The sequence below is a fragment of the Pseudomonas nunensis genome (assembly GCF_024296925.1).
GTDB classification, from domain to species: Bacteria; Pseudomonadota; Gammaproteobacteria; order Pseudomonadales; family Pseudomonadaceae; genus Aquipseudomonas; species Aquipseudomonas nunensis.
In genome coordinates this window covers 4,499,450-4,524,582 of sequence record NZ_CP101125.1, presented here as the reverse complement: position 1 = coordinate 4,524,582, position 25,133 = coordinate 4,499,450, and the positions used below count along the sequence as shown (strand labels likewise).

General features: G+C 59.3%; 25 protein-coding genes. 10 read left to right on the top strand and 15 right to left on the bottom strand.

Features of this window, described 5'->3' with window-relative positions; genetic code table 11:
* Positions 1–37: 37 nt before the first annotated feature.
* Entirely contained in the window at positions 38–313 is a 276-nt protein-coding gene (locus tag NK667_RS19770; protein WP_054049128.1) for a hypothetical protein, read from the bottom strand.
* 167 nt (positions 314–480) lie between these two features.
* Between NK667_RS19770 and NK667_RS19765 the strand changes: the two genes are divergently transcribed.
* Positions 481–1,389, top strand: coding sequence for a LysR family transcriptional regulator (locus NK667_RS19765; RefSeq protein ID WP_054615803.1), 909 nt, complete (start codon positions 481–483; stop codon positions 1,387–1,389).
* A gap of 164 nt (positions 1,390–1,553) precedes the next feature.
* On the opposite strand, the gene NK667_RS19760 is transcribed toward NK667_RS19765, so the two are convergent.
* A complete protein-coding gene (locus NK667_RS19760; RefSeq protein WP_054615802.1) occupies positions 1,554–2,288 on the bottom strand; it encodes a DUF899 domain-containing protein in 735 nt (244 codons plus the stop codon).
* A 174-nt stretch (positions 2,289–2,462) separates the two neighbouring features.
* Here NK667_RS19760 and NK667_RS19755 point away from each other — a divergent pair, with 174 nt between their 5' ends.
* The gene (locus NK667_RS19755) at positions 2,463–2,852 is read left to right on the top strand and encodes a hypothetical protein (protein ID WP_054049134.1); all 390 of its coding nucleotides are present in this window, start codon (positions 2,463–2,465) and stop codon (positions 2,850–2,852) included.
* Positions 2,853–2,978: 126 nt separating this feature from the next.
* Here the strand turns inward: NK667_RS19755 and NK667_RS19750 are convergent, their stop codons facing one another.
* From NK667_RS19750 to NK667_RS19740, 3 genes are all read right to left on the bottom strand, one after another.
* Positions 2,979–3,848 carry a DUF6279 family lipoprotein gene (locus NK667_RS19750; protein ID WP_054615801.1) on the bottom strand — a complete coding sequence of 290 codons (870 nt, stop codon included), beginning with the start codon at positions 3,846–3,848 and terminating at the stop codon, positions 2,979–2,981.
* Between the two features lie 78 nt (positions 3,849–3,926).
* A complete protein-coding gene (locus NK667_RS19745; RefSeq protein ID WP_054615800.1) occupies positions 3,927–4,646 on the bottom strand; it encodes a TorF family putative porin in 720 nt (239 codons plus the stop codon).
* Between the two features lie 204 nt (positions 4,647–4,850).
* On the bottom strand, positions 4,851–5,039 hold the full coding sequence (locus NK667_RS19740; RefSeq protein WP_017337097.1) for a hypothetical protein: 189 nt from the start codon (positions 5,037–5,039) through the stop codon (positions 4,851–4,853).
* Between the two features lie 351 nt (positions 5,040–5,390).
* Between NK667_RS19740 and NK667_RS19735 the strand changes: the two genes are divergently transcribed.
* The 4 genes from NK667_RS19735 (at position 5,391) to NK667_RS19720 (ending at position 9,575) form a co-directional block, all read left to right on the top strand.
* Positions 5,391–6,227, top strand: a complete 837-nt coding sequence (locus NK667_RS19735; protein ID WP_054049140.1) for a CvfB family protein — start codon at positions 5,391–5,393, stop codon at positions 6,225–6,227.
* A 46-nt stretch (positions 6,228–6,273) separates the two neighbouring features.
* A complete protein-coding gene (locus NK667_RS19730; protein ID WP_054615799.1) occupies positions 6,274–6,678 on the top strand; it encodes a DUF2177 family protein in 405 nt (134 codons plus the stop codon).
* 363 nt (positions 6,679–7,041) lie between these two features.
* Positions 7,042–8,493: an NCS1 family nucleobase:cation symporter-1 gene (locus NK667_RS19725; RefSeq protein ID WP_054615798.1), complete on the top strand. Its 1,452-nt coding sequence runs from the start codon at positions 7,042–7,044 to the stop codon at positions 8,491–8,493.
* Between the two features lie 149 nt (positions 8,494–8,642).
* Positions 8,643–9,575: a DMT family transporter gene (locus tag NK667_RS19720; protein WP_054615797.1), complete on the top strand. Its 933-nt coding sequence runs from the start codon at positions 8,643–8,645 to the stop codon at positions 9,573–9,575.
* Here the strand turns inward: NK667_RS19720 and NK667_RS19715 are convergent.
* Positions 9,520–10,698: an MFS transporter gene (locus tag NK667_RS19715; protein WP_054615796.1), complete on the bottom strand. Its 1,179-nt coding sequence runs from the start codon at positions 10,696–10,698 to the stop codon at positions 9,520–9,522. The two genes, NK667_RS19720 and NK667_RS19715, sit on opposite strands and share 56 nt — an antisense overlap.
* A 103-nt stretch (positions 10,699–10,801) precedes the next feature.
* Here NK667_RS19715 and ptrR point away from each other — a divergent pair, with 103 nt between their 5' ends.
* Complete coding sequence (gene ptrR / locus NK667_RS19710) at positions 10,802–11,695, top strand: putrescine utilization regulator PtrR (protein ID WP_054049149.1); 894 nt, start codon at positions 10,802–10,804, stop codon at positions 11,693–11,695.
* Positions 11,696–11,834: 139 nt separating this feature from the next.
* Complete coding sequence (locus tag NK667_RS32590; RefSeq protein ID WP_007914492.1) at positions 11,835–11,963, top strand: PA1414 family protein; 129 nt, start codon at positions 11,835–11,837, stop codon at positions 11,961–11,963.
* Positions 11,964–12,189: 226 nt separating this feature from the next.
* Here NK667_RS32590 and NK667_RS19705 read toward each other — a convergent pair whose 3' ends face one another.
* From NK667_RS19705 to speB, 6 genes are all read right to left on the bottom strand, one after another.
* On the bottom strand, positions 12,190–12,441 hold the full coding sequence (locus tag NK667_RS19705) for a phosphopantetheine-containing protein (protein WP_054049151.1): 252 nt from the start codon (positions 12,439–12,441) through the stop codon (positions 12,190–12,192).
* Positions 12,442–12,494: 53 nt separating this feature from the next.
* Positions 12,495–13,220 carry an MBL fold metallo-hydrolase gene (locus NK667_RS19700; protein ID WP_054049153.1) on the bottom strand — a complete coding sequence of 242 codons (726 nt, stop codon included), beginning with the start codon at positions 13,218–13,220 and terminating at the stop codon, positions 12,495–12,497.
* An 84-nt stretch (positions 13,221–13,304) separates the two neighbouring features.
* Positions 13,305–14,684, bottom strand: a complete 1,380-nt coding sequence (locus NK667_RS19695; RefSeq protein ID WP_054049155.1) for a sodium:solute symporter family protein — start codon at positions 14,682–14,684, stop codon at positions 13,305–13,307.
* A 164-nt stretch (positions 14,685–14,848) separates the two neighbouring features.
* Positions 14,849–16,366, bottom strand: a complete 1,518-nt coding sequence (locus tag NK667_RS19690) for a purine-cytosine permease family protein (protein ID WP_054615795.1) — start codon at positions 16,364–16,366, stop codon at positions 14,849–14,851.
* Between the two features lie 54 nt (positions 16,367–16,420).
* Complete coding sequence (locus NK667_RS19685; protein ID WP_054049160.1) at positions 16,421–16,843, bottom strand: YybH family protein; 423 nt, start codon at positions 16,841–16,843, stop codon at positions 16,421–16,423.
* A 9-nt stretch (positions 16,844–16,852) separates the two neighbouring features.
* The gene (gene speB, locus NK667_RS19680; RefSeq protein ID WP_054049162.1) at positions 16,853–17,803 is read right to left on the bottom strand and encodes an agmatinase; all 951 of its coding nucleotides are present in this window, start codon (positions 17,801–17,803) and stop codon (positions 16,853–16,855) included.
* 342 nt (positions 17,804–18,145) lie between these two features.
* On the opposite strand from speB, the gene NK667_RS19675 reads away from it, so the two are divergent.
* Both NK667_RS19675 and NK667_RS19670 read left to right on the top strand, forming a co-directional pair.
* Entirely contained in the window at positions 18,146–19,042 is an 897-nt protein-coding gene (locus tag NK667_RS19675; RefSeq protein ID WP_008153227.1) for a LysR family transcriptional regulator, read from the top strand.
* Between the two features lie 12 nt (positions 19,043–19,054).
* Positions 19,055–19,651, top strand: a complete 597-nt coding sequence (locus NK667_RS19670; RefSeq protein WP_054615794.1) for a tRNA-uridine aminocarboxypropyltransferase — start codon at positions 19,055–19,057, stop codon at positions 19,649–19,651.
* 140 nt (positions 19,652–19,791) lie between these two features.
* Here the strand turns inward: NK667_RS19670 and NK667_RS19665 are convergent, their stop codons facing one another.
* The 3 genes from NK667_RS19665 to NK667_RS19655 form a co-directional block, all read right to left on the bottom strand.
* Entirely contained in the window at positions 19,792–21,159 is a 1,368-nt protein-coding gene (locus NK667_RS19665; protein ID WP_054049166.1) for an HlyD family type I secretion periplasmic adaptor subunit, read from the bottom strand.
* Positions 21,160–21,168: 9 nt separating this feature from the next.
* Positions 21,169–23,328, bottom strand: coding sequence for a type I secretion system permease/ATPase (locus tag NK667_RS19660; RefSeq protein ID WP_054049168.1), 2,160 nt, complete (start codon positions 23,326–23,328; stop codon positions 21,169–21,171).
* A gap of 129 nt (positions 23,329–23,457) precedes the next feature.
* Positions 23,458–24,816, bottom strand: a complete 1,359-nt coding sequence (locus tag NK667_RS19655; protein ID WP_054049170.1) for a TolC family outer membrane protein — start codon at positions 24,814–24,816, stop codon at positions 23,458–23,460.
* Positions 24,817–25,133: the final 317 nt, after the last annotated feature.

The window sequence follows — 25,133 nt, the reverse complement described above, 5'->3', positions numbered from 1 at the left end:
GGACCTGCCGAAGGCTGCGATCTTTTGATCTAGCTTTTTAACCTTCGGCTTTCTTATCCGCCGTATCCAGTTCCTTCAACCGCTGATCAATCAACTGACATTTATCCGGCAGATCCGCGCTGGCTGTGCCCAGATCCATCTTCTGCAGTTCGTCGTTTATTTCCTTGGCCTTCTGCGGATTCTGTTGCGTGAGCCTGGTTACTTCCTTGGCCAGTTGCTCGCGCTTGGCGGTGGCTTCTTCGGGGGTACACGCCCACGCAGGCAGGGCACAGACTAGAGCAGCGGCGAGGGTCAGCTTCATCAGGGTTTTCATAGGACAGGCCTCAGTTCCGGTTAAGGCGGGTTACCCGGTTGAGGGTTCAATCGCGTCAAAAGTTCAGCCTGTCGAGCCCCTGGCGGTATGTGGGTTGAAAATCACGAAGGGGCATTGCTTTAATAATGCGTTAGTATCGGTCCGACTTATTAAGGAAACCATACATAATGCGAGGCAGTGAATACGCCCAGCTAAGGGCCTTTGTCGCAGTGGTCGAGCATGGCAGTTTCGTGCGGGCGGCGGCTCATCTGGGCATGTCGGCCTCCGCGCTGAGCCAGACCATCCGCCAGCTGGAAGAACGGCTGGACGTGCGTCTGCTCAACCGCACCACTCGCAGCGTCTCGCCCAGCGATGCCGGCGCGCGGTTGTTGTTGCGCTTGCAACCGGCGCTCAACGAGGTCGACGCGGCGTTGGCCGGGGTCACGCAAACACCGGGCACGCCGCCCAGTGGTCGACTGCGCATCAATGCGCCACGGATTGCGGCGATTCATTATCTGGCGCCTTTGATTGGTCCGTTCCTGAACACTTATCCCGGCGTGAGTCTCGACATCGTGACTGATGAGCGTTTGGTGGACATGGTCGCGGGTGGTTTTGATGTCGGGATCCGACTCGGTGAAAGCCTCGATCAGGACATGATCGCCGTGGAGCTGAGCGGGCATCTGGAAATGATGGTCGTGGCTTCACCGGCGTACATCGAGCAGTTCGGTACGCCACACACGCCGCATGATTTGAGCGAGCATCAATGCCTGTCCTACCGCTGGCCCACGGACGGCAGTCTGTATCGCTGGGAGTTTGAGCGTGCCGGTGAACGGCTGGCGATTTCGGTGAATGGTCCGCTGGTGGTTACCGAGCCGGAAATGCTCACCCGCGTGGCGCTTGAAGGGGCGGGGATTGCGTACCTGTTTGAGCATCAGGTTCGCGAGCACATCACGTCCGGGCGGCTGGTGCATCTGTTGCCAGAGTGGACGCCGGCCTTTCCCGGTTTTTACCTGTACTACCCGAGTCAGCGACAGATCGCCCCGGCGTTGCGAGCGTTTGTGGATTTTGTGAAGAAGCCAATGCCACCGGATTCTTGATCCTAGTGTGGGAGCGGGCTTGCTCGCGAAGGCGTCGTGTCAGTCACCATCGATGTTGTTTGACACACCGCTTTTGCGAGCAAGCCCGCTCCCACAGGAGAGTGCATCCCAATGTGGGAGCGAGCCTGCTCGCGAATGGCTGCCGCGCCCCGGACTCCCCGGAACTACCCCCCATGACAGCAACTGGACGACCCCTTGTCGTCGTATTGGTCGTGGTGCTTCACCCACTCCATGATTTCCTCTTCATTGCGCCCCTTGGGCGTCAGGTCGAGGTAATTGTAGGCGCCGACCAGCAGGTCCAGGCCCCGTTCATAGCTGGAATAGGTGTGGAAGATATCGCCGGCTGCGTTGCGATAAAACACACTGAGGCCGGGGAGTTCTTCTTCGGTCCAGGGGTTTTTTTCGTAGTTGTAGGTCGCGGTTCCCGCCGCGACATCTTCGGCGCGGGCGGAGACGCCAAAGTCGTAGTTGAAATCGCAACCTTCCGACGACACCCAGTCGAATTTCCAGCCCATGCGCCGCTTGAAGGCCTGGAATTCGGCGAATGGAGCGTGGGAAACCGCCACCACCGCCACGTCATGGTGAGCCAGATGCAGATTGGCGCCGTCGATATGATCGGACAGGAACGAGCAGCCGGTGCAGCCTGCGTCCCAGCCTTTGGCGAACATGAAGTGATAGATGATCAGTTGGCTGTTGTCGCCGAACAGATCGGCCAGTTTCAATTCGCCATTCGGGCCCTGGAAGCGGTAATCCTTGTCGATATTCACCCAAGGCAGGGCGCGGCGTTCGGCGCTGAGTCTGTCGCGTTCCTTGGTGAAGGCTTTTTCGTGGGCCAGGTGTTGCTTGCGGGCGGCGAGCCATTCTTCTCGCGAGACGACGGGATGATTCTGAATGTTCATGGGTTTTCTCCTGCGCGATGCTGGGAGTTGGCTTACACAGCCTAGTCGTTTGGTCTGTGGGAAATTCGACATACCACCGGTCGGTGCCGTTCAAAACCCCGGCTGAACGGCTACCCAACCTGCCTGTCACAACCTATGAAGGCCATCACACACTCTGGCTTGGAGGTTGAAAGGATGACGACTTATAACTGGGATTTGATTGAACGCTTACTGCACGAAGTGCAGCACGGTGAAGGCAGTTACACGCCTCGGGCCTATGCCGAGCAGTACGCGGCGGAGAAAGCTTCCGAAGGCGAGCAGACTGAAAACCTGGATCACCTGAAAGCGGTGGCCGGCGAGTACGAAAAGTTACTGCTGGAGCGCGGTTATATCGAGCCTCGGCCGGAAGAGCAGGGCGGCAGCGGTTCGAACTACATCTTGACGCCGCGTGGCTCGAGTTTATTGAGCCTGATCGACAGCAGCATTCCGGGCAATGATCATCCTCGGCAGGTGTTGGATGAGCAGCAGGATGCGCTGGATGAAGTGACGTTTGATCAAGTCGCGTCGAAAGCGCAGATCGCCTGAAGAACACTGCAAAACTAATGTGGGAGCGGGCTTGCTCGCGAAGGCGTCGTCTTAGTCGATATTAATGTTGACTGACATGACGCCTTCGCGAGCAAGCCCGCTCCCACAGTGGGTTTTGTGTTTGGCTTAGCCTTGCTTCACTGCTTTCAGGCACTTCAAATCATTGAAGTCCTTCCTCACCCCATCAATCTTTTTTAACAACCGCTGCCGTTGCTCCGGCGTGCTTTCGGCCATCAAATCCACGAGCAACCCTCGGGCCTGATCCTCGGTGTTGGCGTAGGCCTGGCGGTAAGCCGGTGTCCATAAACTCTCGCGATTGACCAGAAGCATCTCGATCCGCTGTGGGAATTCTGCGCTCTGGCGCTGCGCCACTGCCGCGCTGAATTGCTTCTGCCAATGCACGCGGTTGGCGATCCACTGTTGATTCTGGTCGCCCAAGGCCTTCGACCAAGTTGTCACTCGTTGCTGCTGAGTGGGGCTGAGCGGGCCGAGCCAGTCATTCAGGCGTTTGTCCATGCGCTCGCCACGGTCCTTGATTTGCTGATCAAGGGACGGCTTGAGGTAATCCTCCTGACGTTTACGCTGGTCCTTGGCGAAGGCGTCGTTCATCTCCGCCACTTGCTGGTCATTCAGCCCTTGCAGCAACTCAATGGCCGACGGGGTGATTTCCTTGGCGGTCTGGGCGATGGCTTGCTTGGCTTCCTGGGTGCGGGCCTTGAGCGCTTCATCGGTGACCTGATTGGTCTCGACCATCGCCTGCAACCGGTCCAGCCAGTCCAGGTAACCCGGCAGTTGGGTGGTGCAGTGCCAGCTCAGGTGTTCCTTGAGGCGTTCGTTGAACCAGCCTTTTTGCTCGCCGTTCATGTCCAGGTAGTCGCTGAGCGTCCACGGGATGATCACGTCGAGATTGCGGTAAGCCAATCCCACGCGGCTGCAAGCGCCGAAGGCCAAGGTGATGGTGACGAGGAGTGCAATGCGTTTAAACCAGCGCGACATGGGCGAGTCCTTGCGAAGCCTGGCTTCTTTGAAGGTGTCTCTATGTGAACGCAAGATAAGCCCGGCAGTTCAAGCCGATCAATAGAAGGAGCGTTCGGCCTTCAGCGTGACCAGCCCGTCGCACTGGCTGTTGTGCCCGGAGTACGCAGAGCAATCGCTGCCGCTGAGGTTGGAGTCGCTGTAGATCAGGTCCAGGTCGACGCCCATGAACGCTCGGGACAGTTGCAGCGACCAGTCGGTGAAACTGCCGATCGCGCCGCCGTCGACGGACACCGGGGTGTTGAGCTGGTGGGTGGTGTATTTCATGCTGATGCCGATGCCGAACGGCTGATTGCCACCCAGGTCCGCGAACACGGTGCTGTTCTGTTTATCCGGGTCGTTGCTGAAGGCGGCGCCGAAACGACTGCCGAGAAAGGTCAGGCCACCGAACAGCTCCTGGCTGTCGAGGGTGTCCACTTTCGGATAGCTGTAATGGATCATGCCGACTTCGTAGCCGAGGGTTTTATCGAAGGGTTGTTTGAAGCCCATGTAGGAATCGACTTCAAGGTTGCTGCCTGGACTCAAACCCATGCTCGGCGACCATTGGCCGAGGTAGAAGCCGCTGTCATGACTCAGGTCGAGACCACCGTGGAACGAGCCGGTGCTGGCGGGCTTGACCAGACCTTGAGCCATGCTGCGGCTGGGGGTGGTGCCGAGCTTGAGGTCGAAGTCACCCAATTCACGCTGGAAAATTTGCGCGTTGGCACTCGAGCACGACAAGAGGAGGGTGCCGAGCAATAGATAGGAGGGTTTGAGCATGCGTCACTCCATGACCGCGAGGAGCAGTAACCGAATCTGCTGAAACGCTTAATCTAGACGTGTGCAAGCATACCGGCGAATGCTCGGCATTGAGGGCCGTTCGTCGATTTCTGGAATATTGATTGGATTTTGCGGGGTGTTGCGCAGGTTCCAGTCCAAGCGCTTCGAAGCTCAAAGCGCTTACGGACCAGTTAAAGCAGGGTGTTACTTTTTGCCGAGCGTGATTTGCTTCGACGGGCCGAATGTCTGGCCGCTGACGCCTTTGGCAATTTGCTGGATCTCGCCACCGGACTTGAGGAAAGCAGCAATCTGGTTGTTGATAGATTCGCTGGTTTCAACGGCTGGAGCTGGCTTTGCTTTGCTATTGGATGCTTTTACACGCATGGCGGCCATTAACCTGTAGAAAATTAACTTGGCCAGGCATCGTACAGGAAATACTTGACAATTGCTTGGTAAATATCCCCCTGAAATAACCAAGGGCATCACTCGATTATTCACAAGTTATTGTGCGAATTGTCCGGCTAAGCTGCTGTTTTAAATAAGAAGACAGGCTGTCAAAAAGCGCATTCGTCTCGGCTGGGACTGGACGACGGCGCAGGATCCGTCAGACGAGCGGCCTCAGGCCCGTCCACGAGCCCAGGAAAATTAAGGCTTCCAGAGGAATTTCTCGCGCCACCGGGCCGGCCGGCGAACGCGGCCCGCAAAACCGGGTAGAATGCCGCCCACGCAATGAGGGTATTGGAAATGGCTTTAGTCGGGCGTTACAACAGTTTGCAAGTGGTTAAACACACTAACTTCGGTTTATATCTTGACGGTGGCGCGGACGGTGAAATCCTTCTGCCTAATCGTTATATCCCTAAAGATATTCCCAGCGAAGATGAAGATTGGCTCAACGTTTTTGTTTATCTGGACAGCGATGACAAACTCATCGCAACTACCGAAACGCCGAAAGTTCAGGTCGGTGAATTCGCCAGTTTGAAAGTCGTTGAAGTCAACAGCATCGGCGTGTTCCTGGATTGGGGTCTGCCGAAGGACCTGTTGCTGCCGTACTCCGAAGAAAAACGCCAGATGACTGCCGGCGAGTATGTAGTGGTGCACGTCTACCTCGACAAGCACACCCGCCGCATCACCGCGACCGCGCGCCTGGACCGTTACCTGGACAAGACCCCGGCCAACTACACCCCGGGCCAGGAAGTTGATCTGCTGGTGGCCGAAGCGACCGATATGGGCTTCAAGGCAATCATCAACAACAAGCATTGGGGTTTGATCCACAAGAACGAGATTTTCAAGTTCATGCGCGCCGGTAAGGAAGAGAAGGGCTTTATCAAAGAAGTCCGTACCGACGGCAAGATCAGCCTGAGCCTGCAACCAGTCGGCGAAGAAGCGGCCACCAGCCTGAACTCGAAGATCCTCGCCAAGTTGCGCGACAACAACGGCACTCTGCCGATCAGCGACAAGAGCGATCCGACCCTGATCAGCAGCATGTTCGGCGTCAGCAAAGGCAACTTCAAGAAGGCCATCGGCGCGTTGTACAAGAACGGCCAGATCGTCATTCATGCGGATCGCATTGAACTAAGCTGACCTCGCGCCGGCCCCATGTAAATCGATGACATGGGGTTGGACTGCGATGAAAAAGGCTCTCCTGGCTTACGTCGGCACCTTGCTGGCGTTTCTTGTGCTCGACGGCCTCTGGCTCGGCGTGCTGATGGCGCCAACCTACCGCGCGCTGCTCGGCTCGCTGATGCTCGACCAACCGCTGCTGGCCCCGGCAGCGGTGTTTTATCTCCTTTATGTCTTCGGTTGTGTGGTGTTTGTGGTGTTGCCGGCGCAGAGCTGGCAACGGGCCGCACGCCTGGGCGCGTTGTTGGGGTTGGTGGCTTATGGCACTTATGACCTGAGTAACTGGGCGACGCTGAATGGGTGGTCGGCGCAGTTGGCGGTGATGGATATGGCGTGGGGGGCTTTTGCGACTTGTGTGGCTTGTTCGGTTGGCTTTTTTGTGGCGAACAGAGTGGCTGGGACCAAGCGGTAATTTTCGTTGCTTGGGCGAATGCCATCGCGAGCAAGCTCGCTCCCACAGTGGTTTTATGTTTGGCTGAAAATCTTCATTTCACGCGAGTCCCCTGTGGGAGCGAGCTTGCTCGCGATTGACTGCGCAGCAGTCCCATATCCCAGTTGTATACAGATAAGCCTGCACTATTTGCAGGCGCAGATGCCCTGTTCGTGGGCAATATCCCTTCCTTAATGATGTTCTCGCTTAGGTCTGTTCAAGCCTGAAAGCCTGAACTGTCACACCTTTCACCCGCATGGCACGCATTCTGCGTAGCAACTCGTATACAAACGATGCCGGGACCCGTACGCAGTGCGGCGCTCCGGTTCTAACGAGGAGCCCGCGATGACCGAGCAAGTGCCCAACGGCTATAGCCCCCGCCTGTATAACCAGGACTTGGGGCCGCTGCCGCAAAAATGGAATTGGTACAACATTTTCGCTTTCTGGATGAGCGACGTGCACAGCGTCGGCGGTTACGTGTTTGCCGCCAGTCTGTTCGCTCTCGGGCTGGCAAGTTGGCAGGTGTTGATCGCTTTGCTCGGCGGGATCTGCATCGTGCAGTTGATCGCCAATCTGGTGGCCAAGCCGAGCCAGCAAGCGGCGGTGCCTTACCCGGTGATCTGCCGATTGGCGTTCGGCGTATTCGGAGCGAATATTCCTGCGGTCATTCGCGGCCTTATCGCAGTTGCTTGGTACGGGATTCAGACGTACCTGGCGTCCAGTGCGCTGATCATCGTGGTGCTGCGGTTTTTTCCTACGATGGCGGCCTACGCCGAACCGCATTTCGCCGGTTTGTCCTACTTGGGCTGGTTCGGTTTTCTTAGTCTGTGGTTCGTCCAGGCGCTGGTGTTCTGGACTGGCATGGAGTCGATCCGCCGTTTCATCGATTGGGCCGGTCCCGTGGTGTATGGCGTGATGTTCGTGCTCGCCGGCTGGATCGTGTGGCAGGCCGGCTGGAGCAATATCAGCTTCACCCTCGCGGAAAAATCCCTCTCTGGCTGGGAAGCTTTCGGACAAGTGATCGTCGCAACGGCGCTGGTGGTGTCGTACTTTTCCGGGCCGACCCTGAATTTCGGCGATTTCAGTCGCTACTGTCGCAGCATGGCTGACGTGCGCCGGGGCAATTTCTGGGGCTTGCCGGTAAATTTTCTGGCCTTCTCCCTGGTCACGGTGGTGATCGTCTCCGGCACCTTGCCGGTGTTCGGTGAAATGCTCCACGACCCGATCGCCACCGTGGCGCGCATCGATAACAGCGTGGCGGTGCTGCTCGGTGCTTTCGCCTTCGTTACGGCGACCATCGGCATCAACATCGTCGCCAACTTCGTGTCCCCGGCGTTCGACTTCGCCAACGTCGCCCCGAGCAAAATCAGCTGGCGTGCCGGAGGCATGATTGCCGCCGTGGCGTCGATCTTCATCACGCCGTGGAACCTGTTTAACAACCCCGAAGTGATCCATTACACACTCGATGTACTCGCGGCGTTTATCGGTCCGTTGTTCGGCATTCTGCTGGTGGATTACTACCTGATCAAAAAGCAGCAGATTGATGTAGATGCGCTATTCAATGACGGGCCGGACGGTAAGTATTACTACAGCGGCGGAGTCAACTGGACGGCGGTCAAGGCGCTGATTCCTGCAACGCTGATGGGCGTGGCGATCACCTTCACGCCAGTGCTGCAACCGATGGCCAACTTTGCCTGGTTTACGGGGTGCTTCCTCGGCGGCGCATTGTTCTTCATCCTGGCCAAGCGTGAACAGGCCCAGCAACCGACGACGCTGATGACGCAACCGGGAATTTAAAGGTCTCTGGCAGGCGGCATTTTCTGGCCATCTGGTTAATAATCGACAGCATAATTTTTCGCCCCGGCGATGCTTTTTAAACAAGCACGCCGGGGCTTTGCTTTTTACTGTCGAGTCACTGCCATGGATTGTATTTTCGAGGTGTTCCGGTGAGCGCCACCCGGCGTAGCGCCGATGGGTTTGCCCTGCAAGTGATGCTCGGGCTGTGCCTGATCTGGGGCGTGCAGCAGGTGATGATCAAATGGGCTGCGCCCGATATCGCGCCAGTCATGCAAGCCGCCGGGCGCTCGGGCATTTCTGCTTTGCTTGTAGGACTTCTCATCTGCTGGAAGGGTGGTTGGGATCAGGTCAGCCATACTTGGCGCGGTGGACTACTGGCCGGTGCGCTGTTTGGCCTGGAGTTCTTCTTCATTTCCGAAGGCCTGCAACTGACCACCGCCGCGCACATGTCGGTATTCCTCTACACCGCGCCAATCTTCACCGCGTTGGGCGTTCATTGGTTGTTGCCGAGCGAGCGTTTGAGACCGGTGCAATGGCTGGGGATTTTTCTCGCGTTTGTCGGGATCGCCGTCGCGTTTGCCGGTGGCGTGTCTTGGGACAACCTCGATCATCGGATGTTGATGGGCGATGCGTTGGGCGTGCTGGCCGGCGCCTCGTGGGGCGCGACCACGGTGGTGGTGCGCGCCTCACGCCTGTCGGAAGCTCCGGTGACCCTGACGTTGTTCTATCAATTGATCGTCGGTTTTGTCGGCCTGTTGCTGATCGCGGTCCTCAGCGGCCAAGTCACCCACGTCAGCCTGACCACCGTGGCAGTGGCCAGCGTGTTGTTCCAGGGTTTGGTGGTGTCGTTTTTCAGTTACCTGACCTGGTTCTGGCTGTTGCGCCGCTATCTGGCGGCGAACCTGGCGGTGTTTTCGTTCATGACGCCGTTGTTCGGCGTCACGTTCGGCGTGGTGTTGTTGGGTGAAGACCTGAGCCTCAACTTCGTGATCGGCGCGGTGCTGGTGCTGCTCGGCATCACTTTTGTCAGCGCTGAACAGTGGGTGCGCCGTCGTTTGCGCAGAGCCCTCGGCCAGCACTGAGTGAGCCCAGCAGCAAACCGCCGGCGATCAGCAAGCCGCTGCCGGCGACTATCAGCGCGGGTTGCAAACCACCGCTGAAATGGCTGCTGGTTGCGGCCAGCAACGGCCCGGCGAGTTGTCCCACGGCAAAGCACGCGGTCAGCAATCCGGCGTTGCGTTGGGTGGCGTGGGGCGCCAGTTCCCGGGAGCGTTGCATCACCAATTGCATACAGGCCAGGAACGGCGTGCCGCAGAGGATGACGCCAAGCGCCAGCCCCGGGCCGCTGCCCAGCAAGCAGGCGAAGACCCCGGCGGCTTGCAGCCACAACGTCGCCATCAGCCAATGCCGCGTGGCGTTCGGGTTGTGCCGACGCAAACTCACCAACACCACACCAATCGCTGCCGCGAGGCCGAAGCACGGCCAGAACAGATCCGCCATCCATTGCCCGTGGAACTGCGCGTTGGCCATCTGCGAGAGGAACGTGGCCGGGATGATGTAGCCCAAGCCGTATAAACCGTAGATCAGCCCTAAGCGACCGATGCCCTGGTTGCCTGAGGTATTAACGGTCGGTGCAACGACTGCGGTGGTCGGTTGCGGCAGGAACGGCAGAATCCCCAGCAACATCACCAACGCGACGGCGGCATACACCAGCCACAAGGTTGCGGAAGTTTGTCCCAACAGGTGTGAGCCCAAGGCCAACAACCCCGTCAGAAAAATCCCCAAACCCGGTCCGGCAAATACCAGGGCGCCCAACCGTGGGCGACCAGCCGCCGCAGCCAATGGTTGGCTCAGCGCGGTGATCATCACCAACACCCAGGCGCTGGCGACGCCGGTGCCGAAACGCAGCAGCAGATGGGACCAAAAGCCGTTGGCCCAGAACGATGCCAGGGTCAGCAGCACGCACAGCCACAGACCACCCAGTAGCCGCAGTCGAATGTGGTGATGGCGGCGAGCGAACATCGCGTCCACCGCGCCGACGAAGTAGCCGAGGTAGTTGGCCGCCGCAATCAGACCGGCGGCGGTCAGGTCGATCTGACCTTCGCTGAGCAAGTGCGGCAGTTGCGGCGTCAGGGCGAAACGCCCGATGCCCATGGCCATCATCAAGGCGATGAAGCTGGCGGTTAAGCGAATCAGAGGGGACATGGTCTGAATTCCTGCAATGGATCAATGACCGTCAGGCTAGGACTGATTGACTTTCTTTTAAAATGAATAATAGTTAGTAACTTGTTCTGATTTGGAGAAGGTCGTGGAGTTCAGCCAATTGCGGATTTTCCAGGCAGTCGCGCAGGAAGGTTCCATCACCCGCGCTGCTGAACGTCTGCACCGGGTGCCGTCGAACCTGTCGACCCGGCTTAAACAACTGGAAGAGCAACTGGGCGTCGAACTTTTCCTGCGTGAACGTCAGCGCTTGCAGTTATCACCTGCAGGAAAAGTCCTGCTGGACTACACCGCCAAGCTGTTTGCCCTGCACGACGAAGCCAGTGCGGCGGTGCAGGGCGGGCAACCGGCCGGTGACTTCGTGCTCGGCACCATGTACAGCACGGCCGCCATCCACCTTCCGGGGCTGTTGGCGCGTTATCACCGCACTTATCCGGCGGTGAACCTGCAAGTGCAGTCCGGTCCCAGCGGCGAATTGCTCGAAGGTTTGCTCACCGGGCGGCTCGATGCGGCGCTGGTGGACGGTCCGCTGGAACTGGCGGGCCTCGATGGCGTGCCGTTTTGCGACGAACGGCTGGTGCTGATCAGCGAGGCCGATCACCCGCCGATCCACAGCGCGATGGATGTGCAAGGGCGCTCGGTGTTCACCTTTCGCCAAGGCTGTTCGTACCGGATGCGCCTGGAAGCCTGGTTCGCCCATTACCACGCGGCGATGGGGCGGGCGATAGAGATCGAGTCTTATCCGGGAATGCTCGCCTGCGTGGTCGCTGGCTCTGGCGTGGCGCTGATGTCGGAGTCGATGCTCGCCAGTCTGCCGGGCCGCGAAAGTGTGGCGGTGCACCCGTTGGCCGAGCCGTTTGCCAGCGCGACCACGTGGCTGATGTGGCGCAAAGGCATGGTCGGGGCGAATCTGAATGCCTGGCTTGAGCAGCAACAACAGGTCTATCCGACAGTGCCGAGCCAGGTGTTGGCGACGGCTTGAACTATTGGTCAGCTATTTTGATCAATTCAGTAACAGATCATTGCGATCTTGGGCGAGCATTGCGTAGGACTTCGGACTATTATCAGTGCGAAGTGGCTACAGAATTCCGGCCACTCGGCACTACCCTGAAGGGGGCACCATGAAAGAGAAAATCCAAAACTGGCTGCACGACCTGGGTGTCGCACTCGGTTTGATCGAACCGCCTCTGCAACCTGTGCCTATTCGCACTGACGACGAACAGCGCCGACGCCAGCAGCGCCGCCGGTAAAGTCTGCCGAGCAACGCGTGTCGCAACTGCCGAGCAATGCGTGTCGCAACTGCCGAGCGCTGCCTGTAGCAGCTGTCGAGCACCGCGAGGCAGCGTTGGGCTGCGAAGCAGTCGTAAAACCTGTATGCATTATTTCCCTGACACACCGCACCGCCTGATCTCACGACGACTTCGTCGCCGAACGCAGCCTCGCAGGCTCGGCAGCTGCTACGAGGACTGTGCTAATTCAATGTCGCCCAATCCTCACTAAAAACCGACTCAAATCCTCCGCCGTCCTGGCGTCCTTGAGCATCCGGTCTTCCTCCGCCGTAAATGCCGTCAATCCCAACTCATCTTCCAGATGGAAGATCAATTCCTCGATATCTTCTTTATCCAGGCCCAACTGCGCCAGGCTGGCGTTGTCGTCGAAGTCATCCTGACGTTCCAGCAAGCGGCTGATGAAACGGTGCACGGCAGCACGCACGGCGGCTCTTTTCATGGTCGTTCTTCGAGGGCGTTATTGTTGTTGTCCCTGGCTGAGTACAGCAGGCTTCAGCCGTGGGAGCGCTGCCACTCGTCAATCATCGTGCGCAAATGTTCCCCGGAGAAACTGCCGAAATGCCCGCCATGCACGGTGCGGATCGGCAATGCGTGCAAGCGCTGCAAACTGCGGGCGTAGTCGTCGAGGTTGGAATGGTAGGCGTCTTCGATCAGCGGCCCGTCGTAGATGATGTCGCCGCTGAACAAGGTCTCGGTGGCCGCTTCATACAGGCTGATGCCACCCGGTGAATGCCCCGGCGTGTGCAGCACTTGCAGCACGCGATCACCCAGGTCCAGCACATCGCCTTCTTCAATCATCCCGGTGGCCGGCGCGGCTTTGACCCGGTATTCGGCGTAGCACAACGGGCAGTCGGGATGCGCCTCGAACATCTCGTCGCCGACAAACGCCGTGCTCAAGGTGTTCTCGCCATCGGGCTCGGCGAGGATCTGTGCTTCGGCCGGGTGCACCAGCCGTTCGGGGAATTCGTGATGTCCGGCGATGTGGTCGAAATGGCAATGGCTGGCCACCGCCACTAACGGCCGTTCGGTGATCCACGGCAGTTGCTCGCGCAGGCTCACCAGCCCCGAGCCGCTGTCCAGCAGCAGGTCCTTGTCGCGGCCCTGGATGTGCCAGAGGTTGCAGCGGTAGAACGGCCGGATGTAAGGCTCGTGAATCAGGCGAATGCCATCACTGAGTTGTTTGACCTCGAACCACTGGTCGCGAGAAACAATCTTCATCAAAGGTTTTCTCCAGACGAAAAAAAACGGGTGGGGCAACCGACGCCACACCCGTCGAAGAAAGCATCAGCTCTTTATAGAAGCTTAGATCGCACTCGCCACAACAGCGGGGCGACGCGACATCAGGCTCACCAGCACAAAACTCACCAGACCCACACCCAGGCTGTAGTAGATCGGCGTGTTGGAGTCCAGACCGTCCTTGAACATGAACAACAGCGCCGTGGCGAAGCCCATGCCCATGCTGGCGATAGCGCCGGCGGTGGTCGCGCGTTTCCAGAAAATCGCACCGATCAACGGGATCAGCATGCCACCCACCAACAGGTTATAGGCCAGGGTCAGGGCGCTGATTACGTCATTCACGACCAGAGCGATGCCGAGTACGACGAGGCCGGTCAACAGCGTGAACAGGCGGTTCATGCCCAGGCTCGACTGTTTACCACCGCGCAGTTTCGGCAGCAGGTCTTCGGTCAGGGTGGTGGCAGCGGCGAGCAGGCCGGCGCTGGCGGTGGACATCATCGCAGCCAGTGCCGCGGCGATCACCAGGCCACGGATACCGTCCGGCAGGGACAGTTTGACGATGGCGGCAAAGGCGTTGTTGACGTTGTCCAGATCCGGGATCAGCACATGCGCGGCCATGCCGATCAGCGCGCAGGCCAGTCCGTAAAGGATGCAGTAGAAGCCTGCGAATGTACCGGCGACCTGCGCCACTTTGGCGCTCTTGACGGTGAACACCCGTTGCCAGATGTCCTGACCGATCAGGATCCCGAAGAAGTAGATCATGAAGTAGGTGATGATGGTGTCCCAACCGATCGTAGTGAAGCTGAAGGCGCTTGCCGGCAGTTTCAACACCAATTCATCCCAGCCGCCGACGCGGTACAGGCAGATCGGCAACAGGATGAACATCAGGCCCACGGTCTTGATCACGAACTGGACGATGTCGGTCAGGGTCAGCGACCACATGCCGCCGATCGCGGAGTAGATCACCACCACGCCACCGCCGAGCAAGATCGACAGCCAGAACGGCAGGTCGAACAGCACTTGCAGCACGGTGCCGATGGCCAGGATCGAAACCACGCCGATCATCAATGCATACGCCAGCATGATCACCGCGCTCGCCGAGCGGGCCATCGGGTTGTAGCGTTTTTCCAGGACCTGGGTAACGGTGTAGATCTTCAGTTTCAGCAGCGGTTTGGCGAGGAACAGGTTCAGCGCCACGATCCCGCAACCGAGTGCGGCACACAGCCAGAAACCAGAGATGCCATGCACGTAGCCCAAACGCACGGTGCCGACGGTGGAAGCGCCACCCAGTACGGTGGCAGCCATGGTACCCATGTACAGGCTCGGGCCGAGGTTACGACCGGCGACCAAAAAGTCTTCGTTGGTCTTGGCTTTGCGCATGCCGTAATAGCCGAGTATCAGCATCGCGGCGGCGTAGATGAGTACGACGAATAAATCCAATGCCATGATGGCGTGTCTCCGATTGTCTTTTTTATGGTGAAACAAAGGTGTTTCTGTGGGGCGCTTCTCTGTGGGAGCGGGCTTGCTCGCGAATGCGGTTTTTCAGTCACATCGATGTTGGATGTGCCGCCGTCTTCTCGAGCAAGCCCGCTCCCACAGGTGGATCTGTGTCAGGCGGGCTGACGGAGTTCAGGCTTTGCGACGGTGTTGGTGCCTTTGCTTCGCGCATCCTGCGGCCCGAACACTTCCCGTGGTTCCGGGAACAGGCTGAGCAATGTCAGGTACACCAGCGAAGCCAGGCCCAGGGTCACCGGCAGGCTGATGTCGATGCCGCCGGCCAGGTCGCCCAGCACGCCGACAAACTGCCCCGGCAGGTTCACGAAGCACAGGCCGACCAGTGCGCTCGGGATCCACGCACCCAGGCCGCGCCAGTTCCAGCCGTGGGTGAACCAGTAGCGGCCACCTTTCTCGCCACGGGTGAACACTTGCAGGTCATCCGGGCAGTAGAAGCCGCGACGCACTACCAGGCCGATGATCATGATCACCATCCATGGGGTGGTGCAGGTGATGATCAGTACGGCGAAGGTCGACACGCTCTGCACCAGGTTCGCCGCGAAGCGCCCGATGAAGATGAAGGCAATCGACATCACGCCGATCAGCAACGTCGCCTTGACCCGCGACAGCACCCGAGGGAACACGCTGGACATGTCCAGCCCGGTGCCATACAGCGACGTGGTGCCGGTGGACATGCCGCCGATCACCGCGATCAGGCACACCGGCAGGAAGAACCAGCTCGGCGACACCGCCAGCAGACCGCCGACGTAGTTGTTGGCTGCGATGTAGTCCGGTGCCTTGATCGCCACGATGGTCGCGGTGGCCAGGCCGAACAGGAACGGGATGAAGGTCGCGATCTGCGAGATCACCACCGCCGCCATGATCCGGCCTTTTGGCGTGTCGCGCGGGATGTAGCGCGACCAGTCACCGAGGAACGCACCGAAGGAAATCGGGTTGCTCATCGCCACCAGCGCAGCGCCGATGAACGCGGCCCAGAACCCTGGTTGACCCATGCTGACGGTGCCGGCGAAGTTCACATCGAAGGGACCGGCGAACGCGAAGATGCCCAGCAAGAACAGCAGGCTGGCGCTCCACACCGCGATCTTGTTGACCCACAGCAGGAAGCGGAAGCCGTAGATGCACACGGTCAGCACCAGAATCGCGAACAGACCGTAGGCCAGGCCCAGGGTCAGGTCGGTTTCCGGCAGGCCGATCAGGCGTTTGGCGCCACCGATCAGCGCATCCCCTGAACTCCACACCGAGAGCGAGAAGAAGGCGATGGCGGTCAACAGCGACAGGAACGAACCGACAATCCGCCCGTGCACGCCGAAGTGTGCACCGGAAGACACGGCGTTGTTGGTGCCGTTGATCGGGCCGAACAGGCCCATCGGCGCGAGGATCAGCGAACCCAGCAACACGCCCAGCACGATCGCCCAGACACCGGCCTGGAACGAGAGGCCGAACAGCACCGGGAAACTGCCGAGCACGGCGGTGGCAAAGGTGTTGGAACCGCCGAAGATCATCCGGAACAAGTCCGTCGGGCCTGCGGTGCGTTCGCTGTCCGGGATCTGTTCGACCCCGTAGGTTTCAATTTGCGTAAGGCTTTGGTCTTTGTCTTTGTTGTTGTTATTCATGATCAGCTCCGATCATAAAGGCGCGCTCATCGTGTGTGAGCGTCACCTGTTTGGCTAAGGGGATGGCAGCCCTTCCGGCATTGCGGACAAATGTTCATGACAGGCCAGCCATAGGCCTTGTTGTTCTTGGCCAGACGCTTGTTTCTTGAAAACAATCGTCTCGCGCTCCTGGCTGAAGTGTTGCTCCCCTTGCATGCGCAGCTCGGTGGCCACGTCATGGATGAAAATCGCCACGTCACCTTGCAGGCTGACAAAGGCGTTGCTTGAAGTGCACGAGAGCACTTCGAAGCCGTCCTCGGCGCGCCAGTTGTCCCACAATGCCTGATAGGCATCGCGCGACAGCAGGGGCTGTTCGAGGGTGTAGAACACGAAGCTGGCATCGGCGCTGAAGGCGCCGAAGTAGGCTTCGCGATCGTTACGGGCGAAAGCAGTCACCAGATCGGCGGCGGCTTTTAAAACCTGATCGCGTTCGTTCATGACCAATCCTCAGCGGTGGGCCACGCCAGGCAGTACGCAGAGCATTTCGTACAGCAGGTTGGCGGCCAGCAGCGAGGTATTACCGGTGGTGTCATAAGCGGGCGAGACTTCTACCAGATCGCAACCGACCAGGTCGAGGCCTTGGCAGCCACGCACGATTTCAATCGCCTGAATGGTCGTCAGACCACCGATTTCCGGGGTGCCGGTGCCAGGAGCCCACGCCGGGTCGATGCCGTCGATGTCAAAACTCAGGTACACCGGACCGCCGCCGACTTTCTCGCGAACTTCAGCCATCAGCGGCGCCAGGGATTTGTGCCAGCACTCTTCGGCTTGAACCACACGGAAGCCTTGTTTACGGCTCCAGTTGAAGTCTTCGGAGGTGTAGCCCTGGGCGCGCAGGCCGATTTGCACCACGCGGTCGGGGTCCAGAAGACCTTCTTCGACGGCGCGACGGAACGTGGTGCCGTGGGCGATTTTCTCGCCAAACATGTGATCGTTCACATCGGCGTGAGCGTCGATGTGCACCAGGCCGACCTTGCCGTGCTTTTTATGGATGGCACGCAGGATCGGCAGGGTGATGGTGTGGTCGCCGCCCAAGGTCAGCGGGATCACGTCGTGTTCGAGGATGCTGTGATAGGACTCTTCGATGATCCGCACGGCGTCGAGCAGGTTGAAGGTGTTGATCGCCACGTCGCCGATGTCGGCAACCGACAGCGAATCGAACGGTGCAGCGCCGGTGGCCATGTTGTACGGGCGGATCATTACCGATTCAGCGCGGATTTCGCGAGGTCCGAAACGGGTCCCGGGGCGCAGGGAAGTACCGATGTCCAGCGGCACGCCAATAAAGGCAGCGTCCAGGCCGGCAGCGGTAGTCAAATGGGGGAGTCGCATCATGGTGGCGATGCCGCCGAAGCGCGGCATTTCATTGCCGCCCAGTGGTTGGTGAAGAATCTTGTCCACGGGTAAGGCCTCATCGTCGTTGTTTTATTTATGTCGGCACGCCGTTCACGGAAGATACGGGCACCGCTGTGGGCCGATCATGCGAAATGTAGTGGGCGAGAAGAATCGCTACGGGCAAATACTTAGTTCAGATTTTTCTAAACTAATGGGGGAAGGGGCGATAGACTTCTCCGCCTGAGGCGATTGCCTGTAGGAGCTGTCGAGTGAAACGAGGCTGCGATCTTTTGATCTTGGTTTTTAAAGAATCAAAGTCAAAAGATCGCAGCCTCGTTTCACTCGACAGCTCCTACAAGGGGCTCGTACGGAACGAAACGACGACTTCGCTGGTTTTTGGAGAACCCCATGGCCAACGCTTTACCCGACCTGAAACTATTGCGCATTTTCGTCAGCGTGGTCCGCCATCAGGGGTTCGCCAACGCCCAGCAAGAACTCAACCTCTCGACGTCGGCCATCAGCACTTACATGAGCCAGCTCGAAGCGGCGTTGGGCCTGGTGCTCTGCCATCGCGGGCGCGGCGGTTTCAGCCTGACCAGCAAGGGTGAGTTGTTCCATCAGGAAACCTTGCGGCTGCTCGGCGAACTCGAAGGCTTCGAGCAATACGCGGCAGCGCTCAAAGGCGAACTGCGCGGAACGCTGAACCTCGGGGTCATCGACTCCACTGTCAGCGACAAGGCCTTGCCCTTCGCCGAAGCCATCGGCGCCTACAGTCAGGAACACCCGGCCGTGCATTTGCACCTGTCGGTGATGAGCCCCTACGAACTGCAACTCGGCGTGCAGGACAACCGCCTCGACCTGGCCATCGGTGCGTTTTCCACGCGCATGAGCGGGTTGGTCTACATGCCGCTGTACCGCGAGCAACATTGGTTGTATTGCAGCAGCCGCCATCCGCTGTTCACCGAACGGCGCATTCCCGAGCAAGTCATCACCCAGCAACGCATGGTCGGGCGCGGCTACTGGAGCCAGGCGGAATTGGCGCGCCACGGTTTCAAACACAGCGCCGCCACTGTGGAAAGTATGGAAGCGCAACTGATCCTGGTGCTGTCCGGCGCCTACATCGGCTACCTGCCGGAGCACTACGCCCAGGCCTGGGCCGACAAGGGTGATTTGCGGGTGCTATTGCCGGCGACCTTCGGTTATCAGGCGCCGTTCTCAATGATCGTGCGCCGGGGCCGCAGCCGCGAGCCGCTGATCCAGACCTTCCGTGATTTGCTTAAAGCACAGCTCAATCAGGCTGCGTAAAGGAAAAGAAGCATGTCCAGAATTCAATGCCCACGCTGCCTGCGCCCGCAAACCCATTGCCTGTGTCCACTGATCCCGAGCCTCGACAGCCGCACTCGGGTGTTGCTGTTGCAGCATCCCAGCGAAGTGAACCATGCGCTGAACACCGCGCGGCTGGCGGCGTTGGGGCTGAAGAATGCCGAGTTGATCGTCGGTGAAGTGTTTGAGGATTTGCCGGTGTTGTTGAATCGACCGGGGTATCAGGCGCGATTACTGTTTCCCGCTGAAGAGGCGCAGCCGTTACAGGCTTACACCTCAACCGATGAACCCTTGCTGCTGGTGGTCCCGGACGGCACCTGGCGCAAGGCGCGAAAAATGTTGCACCTCAATCCGCTGCTGGCGGCGTTGCCTCGGGTGACGTTGGCGGAGGGCGGCGTGTCGCGCTATCGATTGCGCAAAGCGCCGGGGCCAGGGGCGTTATCGACGGTGGAGGCGATTGTGCAGGCGTTACAGACCCTGGAACCGCCGACCACGTTTGAGCCGTTGTTAAAGCCCTTCGAGGCGTTGATAGAAGGGCAGATTGCGGCGATGGGTGAGGAAACCTTCCAGCGTAACCATGGGCCGAAATAGTCGCTGGCAATGAGGCCCTCTTCGCGAGCAAGCCCGCTCCCACAGGGGATCGCATTTTTCCAGGAGGAACGCGATCAAAATGTGGGAGCGGGCTTGCTCGCGAAGGCGGTGGAACAATCCCTAAAGATCCAAGATGCTGGCTACCTTTCGCGCATCGCCTCTGTCCGCGCCTTCAGCACCGGTTTCAGCAGATAATCCAGCACACTTTTCTCCCCGGTAATAATGTCCACCGTCGCCACCATCCCCGGAATAATCAGCAACGGTTTTACATCCCCGCCCAAGTGGTTCTTATCGGTGCGCACCTGAATCAAATAGAAGCTGTTGCCCTTGTCATCGGTAATCGTGTCCGCGCCGATCAACTCCAGTTTGGCGCTCAGCCCACCATAAATCGTGTAGTCATAGGCACTGAACTTGACCATGGCTTTCTGACCCGGGTGCAGGAACGCCACGTCCTGTGGTCGGACCTTGGCTTCGATCAGCAGGTTGTCTTCCAGCGGCACGATTTCCACCATGTCGCTGCCGGGCTGAACCACGCCGCCAATAGTGTTGACCTTCAGCACCTTGATAATCCCGTGCACCGGCGACACCACAGTTGTACGAGTCACGCGATCGTCGATGGCAATGCTCGAAGCAGTGATTTTCGACAGGTCGGTGCGTTTCTCATTCAGCTCTTTGGCCGCGTCGGAACGGAATGATTGTTCCGATTCGTCGATCTTGCTTTTTATCTCATTGATCGCCGATTCCGCCCGAGGAATCGCCAGTGTGGTCGCGTTCAACGAACCGCGAATTTCCACCGCGCTGCGCTTGAGCCGCAGGATTTCCACCGGCGACACCGCCCCGGTGCCCACCAGCGGCGCGGACATGTTCATCTCTTGTTGCAACAACGCCAGGCTGGAACTGAATTGCCCCTGTTTCGAGCGGAACTCTGCCAGTTCCTGGGTTTTTTGCCGAAGTTGTTCACTCAAGGTGCGTTGTTCACTGGCCAGTCGCCGTTGCCGTTGTTCGTACAGCGAGCGTTCGTCTTCGGCCACTTGAGGCGCCTTGGCGATCACTTCGTCCGACAGCTTGAACGGCCGCCCCTCAGCCTCCGCCGACAAGCGCTCGACCTTCGCGGTCAACGAATAGCGATCCGCCTCGCTTTCGCCCTTGTTCGACAGAAACCGCGTGTCATCCAGGCGCAGCAGGGTGTCGCCCTTGTTCACCATTTGCCCTTCGCGGACGAAAATCTCGGAGACGATGCCGCCTTCGAGGTTCTGGATCACCTGGACCTTGCTCGACGGAATCGCCTTGCCTTCGCCCATGGTCACTTCCTGTAGTACTGCGAATTTGGCCCAGACCAGCCCGGAAATCAGCAGCCCCGCCGCCAGCCAAACGGTGATCCGCGACAGGCGCGGGGAGTCCTGCAACGCGGCGCCGGCGGTTTCCGGCATGTATTCGCTCTCCGCACTTTTGCTGAAGCTGCCGAAGTAGCCGCGATCCTTTGAGACATCGGACGATGAACGAGCCATGGGCAACTCCTAGACAGCCGCAGAGCCGACACGGCCCTTGCGCAGTGCATCGATGACCGCTTCTTTCGGACCGTCGGCGACGATCCGTCCGTTGTCCAGCACCACCAGCCGATCCACCAGGCTGAGCATCGAGGTGCGGTGGGTCACCAGCAGCAAGGTTTTGCCCTGGACCCAGCTGTGGAGTTTTTGCCGCAGGACGTCTTCGCTGCTGTTGTCCATGGCGCTGGTGGGTTCGTCGAGCAGCATGATCGGCGGGTCGAGTAACAGCGCCCGAGCGAGCAATACGGCTTGGCGTTGACCGCCCGAAAGTAACTGCCCGCGCTCACCCACGGGCCGGTCGAAGCCCTGTGGGTGTTGGCGCGCGAGCTCGGTGACGCCGGTCAATTCCGCGACTTCGAGCATCCGCGAGTCGCTGACGTAGCGGGCGCCGAGGGTCAGGTTGTCGCGCAGGCTGCCGGCCAACAGCGGCAGGTCATGGGCGACATAACCAATCTGTTGGCGCAGGTCGGCGACGTCGAGTTGCCGCAGGTCCAGGCCATCGAGCAGCAATTGGCCTTCTTCCGGTGCGTAGAAACCCATCACCAAACGGGCGAGGGTGCTTTTGCCCGAACCGCTGCGGCCGATGATGCCGATCCGTTCGCCGGGTTTGACGCTGAAACTGATGTTGGCCAGCGCGGGTGCGTTCTGCCCGTTGTAGTGGAAGGTCACACCGCTGACGTCCATCGCGCCTTGCAGTTGCGTGCGCTCCAGTGGCCGTTGTTTCGCGTCGCGTTCTTGCGGCAATGACATCAGCGCATCGGTGCTGCGCATGGTTAATTGCGCTTGCTGGTAACGGGTGATCAAACCGGCGATCTGCCCCAGCGGTGCCAACACACGGCTGCCGAGCATGTAGGTCGCCACCAGCGCGCCGACGCTGAGGTTGCCGGCGATGATGCTGTAGACCCCGGCGACGATGGTCGCCATGCCGGAAAATTGCTGGATGAACAACGTGCCGTTGGTCGCCAGGGCCGAGAGGTTGCGCGCATGGCTGTCGAGGCGGGTGAGGGCGCCGTGGGTGCTCTCCCATTTGTGCTGGCGCTCGCTTTCAGCGCTGCACGCCTTGAGAGTTTCCAGGCCGCCGAGGGTTTCGATCAGCAGCGCCTGGCGTTCGGCGCCGAGGCTCAGACTTTTTTGCACGGTGTCGCGCAGACGTACCTGGATCACCATCGCGAAAATGATCGTGATCGGAAACGCCAGCAACGGAATCACCACCAGCCAGCCGCCGAGCAGGCCGATCACCACCAGCATCAGCACGGCGAACGGCAGGTCGATCAGGCTGGTCAGGGTCACGGCGGTGAGAAATTCCCGCAGGCCCTGGAAGTCATGGATGCTCTGGGCGAAACCGCCAATGGTCGCTGGCCGGGCTTTCATCGCCATGCCGGTGATGCGTTCGAACAGGGTGGCGGAAAGGATCACGTCGGTTTTCTTGCCGGCGGTGTCCAGCAAGTGCGCGCGGACTACTCGCAGCACCAGTTCGAACCCGGTGCCGATCAGCAAACCGATGGCCAACACCCACAGGGTCGAAGTGGCCTGGTTCGGCACCACCCGGTCGTAGGTCTGCATCACGAACAGGGGCACCATCAGCCCCAGCAGGTTGATCAGGAAACTCGCGAGGATCGCATCGCTGTACAGCCATTTCGACAGCTTCAGCGTGTCGCGAAACCACGCTTCGACGCGCGGCACGAGCGGCGAGCGCAAGTCTTCGAGTTCATGGCGCGGCCGGGCGAATAATGCCTGGCCGCTGTAATTGGCGGTCAGCTCTTCACGGCTGACCCATTGTTCACCGCCCTCGGCTTCGCAAGGCAGAATCAGCAACTGGCCGTCATCGCCAAAACGCCGCAGCACGGCAGTGCGGCCATCGTTGAGGATCAGTAGCACCGGCAGGTTGAGGGCAGAAATATCCGCCAGGTCCCGACGCAGCAAACGCGCCTGCAAACTCGCCCGGGCCGCTGCGCGGGGCAGCAGGTCCAGGCTCATGCGTTGTTTGTTCAGGGGCAGGCCGGCACTCAGGCTGGCGCGGCTGACCGCCGCACCGTGGAGTTTGCAGAGGATCAACAGACCGTCCAGAAGCGGGTCATCGAAGCTAAGGCGCGGATCGACACCCGTGTTGCCGGGTTCCATGCTAGTCAAATTGATCGCTCCTGTCGGCATAGGTCACTACACATCACCCGGCGTAGGAGCTGCCGCAGGCTGCGATCTTTTGATCTTGAAAAAAACCAGAGTCAAAAGATCGCAGCCTGCGGCAGCTCCTACGGGGGGTTACTTCAGTTCAGGCAAACGTGCTTCGTTTTTCACTTCCGAGGAGGCGATCGCATCGGCGGGCAGCACCACCCGTTGTTTGCTCAGCAACTGACCCATGTTCGCCAGCACGCGGTACATCGAGTATTCCTCGGTGTAGCGCACTTCGGTGTAGCGGCGGTTGGCGTTGTAGAGCTCGTTTTCACTGTCGAGCAAGTCGAGCAGGGTCCGTTGGCCAAGGCCGAACTGATCCTGATAGGCCGCGCGCACGCGTTTGGTGGTTTCCGCGTATTCACGCGCCGTCGGGGTTTGTTTCTTCGCGTTGATCATGGCGTTCCAGGCCAAATGAATGTTCTCGTTGAGCTGGCGCAGGGCGTTGTTGCGGATGTCCATCGCCTGGTTGATCTGGTGCGCATCGGAGGCCAGGCGCGCCTTGTCGCTGCCGCCACGGAACAGGTTGTAGTTCATGATCACGCCGACACGCCATTCGTTGTCGTGACCTTCATCGCCCTGCACGTTGTTGTTCGCGCCCACCGCGGCTTCAGCGTCGAAGCGTGGGTAGAACGGCGACTTGGCGACTTCGTACTGGCTCTCGGCCGATTGCACGTCAGCCTGGGCGGATTTCAGGTACGGGTTGTTTTCGACCATGCTCTGCTGGGCTTCCGGCAGGCTGGTCGGCAACTCGCCACGGGTCGACGGCGGTGCTTCGAGTTCATCGGGGATGCGCCCGACGACGCTGTAGAAGTTCGACTCGGCGTCCGCCAGATCCACTTCTGCAGTGTCCAGGTTGTTCTGCGCCAGTGCCCGGCGAGCGGTGGACTGATCGGAGTCGGCGTTGCTGCCGACACCGCGCTGGGTGCGCAGGCCGATCTGGTCGTTGACCCGCATGTGCGCTTGCAGGTTGTTGGTGGCCAGCGTCACCAGTTCACGGCGTTTGAGCACTTCGAGGTAGACCTCGATGGTGCGCAAGGCCAGATCCTGGGCGGTGCCCTGGGCGTAATAGGCCCGGGAGTTGGACACGCCTTTGGTGCGCTCGACCTCGTTGGAGGTGTTGAAACCGTCAAACAGCATCTGCCGCAGGCGCAGTTCCGACTGGGTGTAATTGAGGATTTCGGTGTGGTGGTTGCCGAAGGCCCGAGTGTTGGTGTTATCGCTGTAGCCGCGCCCGTAAGCGGCGTTCAAATCGACTGATGGATAGAAGCCCCCTTTGGCAACTTTCACTTGCTCATCCGCCGACAGCCGCGCGTCCACGCGCGACGCAAGTTCGGGGTGCGTCGCGATGGTGCTTTGGATCGCGTCGGTCAACGACATGGCCTGAGCCTGAGAAGTGCAGGCCATGGCCAGCAAAACCGCGCTGCAGAGGGGGGTTAAAAGGCGCATGGGTACTTCTCCCTGTTTCCTGATGGTGCTTACTTGTCGTCAAATACTTGACGCTATTTGTAGGTAAAACCGTTTCACTCTTGTAACAACAGAGCTAAGAACATTCTAGGAAAAACCTAAGAACTATTTCTCATAAGGTTTATGCCAAAAAAAACTTATGCGCTCTGAAAAATCCAGCACATTGTTCAATGCGAAAGCCCTTGATTCATGAGCCTTAGGGAGCTCCAGAGGGTTTGAGGAAAGTTCCATCCACTTAGCGACATAGGGCGGAGAAGTGCTGGAGGGGAGGGAAGTGGGACGGTTTTAGAGCGACATTT

Coding starts and splice junctions, on each gene's coding strand:
- NK667_RS19770 (WP_054049128.1), bottom strand. CDS start 313: ATGAAAACCCTGATGAAGCTGACCCTCGCCGCTGCTCTAGTCTGTGCC.
- NK667_RS19765 (WP_054615803.1), top strand. CDS start 481: ATGCGAGGCAGTGAATACGCCCAGCTAAGGGCCTTTGTCGCAGTGGTC.
- NK667_RS19760 (WP_054615802.1), bottom strand. CDS start 2,288: ATGAACATTCAGAATCATCCCGTCGTCTCGCGAGAAGAATGGCTCGCC.
- NK667_RS19755 (WP_054049134.1), top strand. CDS start 2,463: ATGACGACTTATAACTGGGATTTGATTGAACGCTTACTGCACGAAGTG.
- NK667_RS19750 (WP_054615801.1), bottom strand. CDS start 3,848: ATGTCGCGCTGGTTTAAACGCATTGCACTCCTCGTCACCATCACCTTG.
- NK667_RS19745 (WP_054615800.1), bottom strand. CDS start 4,646: ATGCTCAAACCCTCCTATCTATTGCTCGGCACCCTCCTCTTGTCGTGC.
- NK667_RS19740 (WP_017337097.1), bottom strand. CDS start 5,039: ATGGCCGCCATGCGTGTAAAAGCATCCAATAGCAAAGCAAAGCCAGCT.
- NK667_RS19735 (WP_054049140.1), top strand. CDS start 5,391: ATGGCTTTAGTCGGGCGTTACAACAGTTTGCAAGTGGTTAAACACACT.
- NK667_RS19730 (WP_054615799.1), top strand. CDS start 6,274: ATGAAAAAGGCTCTCCTGGCTTACGTCGGCACCTTGCTGGCGTTTCTT.
- NK667_RS19725 (WP_054615798.1), top strand. CDS start 7,042: ATGACCGAGCAAGTGCCCAACGGCTATAGCCCCCGCCTGTATAACCAG.
- NK667_RS19715 (WP_054615796.1), bottom strand. CDS start 10,698: ATGTCCCCTCTGATTCGCTTAACCGCCAGCTTCATCGCCTTGATGATG.
- NK667_RS32590 (WP_007914492.1), top strand. CDS start 11,835: ATGAAAGAGAAAATCCAAAACTGGCTGCACGACCTGGGTGTCGCACTC.
- NK667_RS19705 (WP_054049151.1), bottom strand. CDS start 12,441: ATGAAAAGAGCCGCCGTGCGTGCTGCCGTGCACCGTTTCATCAGCCGC.
- NK667_RS19700 (WP_054049153.1), bottom strand. CDS start 13,220: ATGAAGATTGTTTCTCGCGACCAGTGGTTCGAGGTCAAACAACTCAGT.
- NK667_RS19695 (WP_054049155.1), bottom strand. CDS start 14,684: ATGGCATTGGATTTATTCGTCGTACTCATCTACGCCGCCGCGATGCTG.
- NK667_RS19690 (WP_054615795.1), bottom strand. CDS start 16,366: ATGAATAACAACAACAAAGACAAAGACCAAAGCCTTACGCAAATTGAA.
- NK667_RS19685 (WP_054049160.1), bottom strand. CDS start 16,843: ATGAACGAACGCGATCAGGTTTTAAAAGCCGCCGCCGATCTGGTGACT.
- NK667_RS19675 (WP_008153227.1), top strand. CDS start 18,146: ATGGCCAACGCTTTACCCGACCTGAAACTATTGCGCATTTTCGTCAGC.
- NK667_RS19670 (WP_054615794.1), top strand. CDS start 19,055: ATGTCCAGAATTCAATGCCCACGCTGCCTGCGCCCGCAAACCCATTGC.
- NK667_RS19665 (WP_054049166.1), bottom strand. CDS start 21,159: ATGGCTCGTTCATCGTCCGATGTCTCAAAGGATCGCGGCTACTTCGGC.
- NK667_RS19655 (WP_054049170.1), bottom strand. CDS start 24,816: ATGCGCCTTTTAACCCCCCTCTGCAGCGCGGTTTTGCTGGCCATGGCC.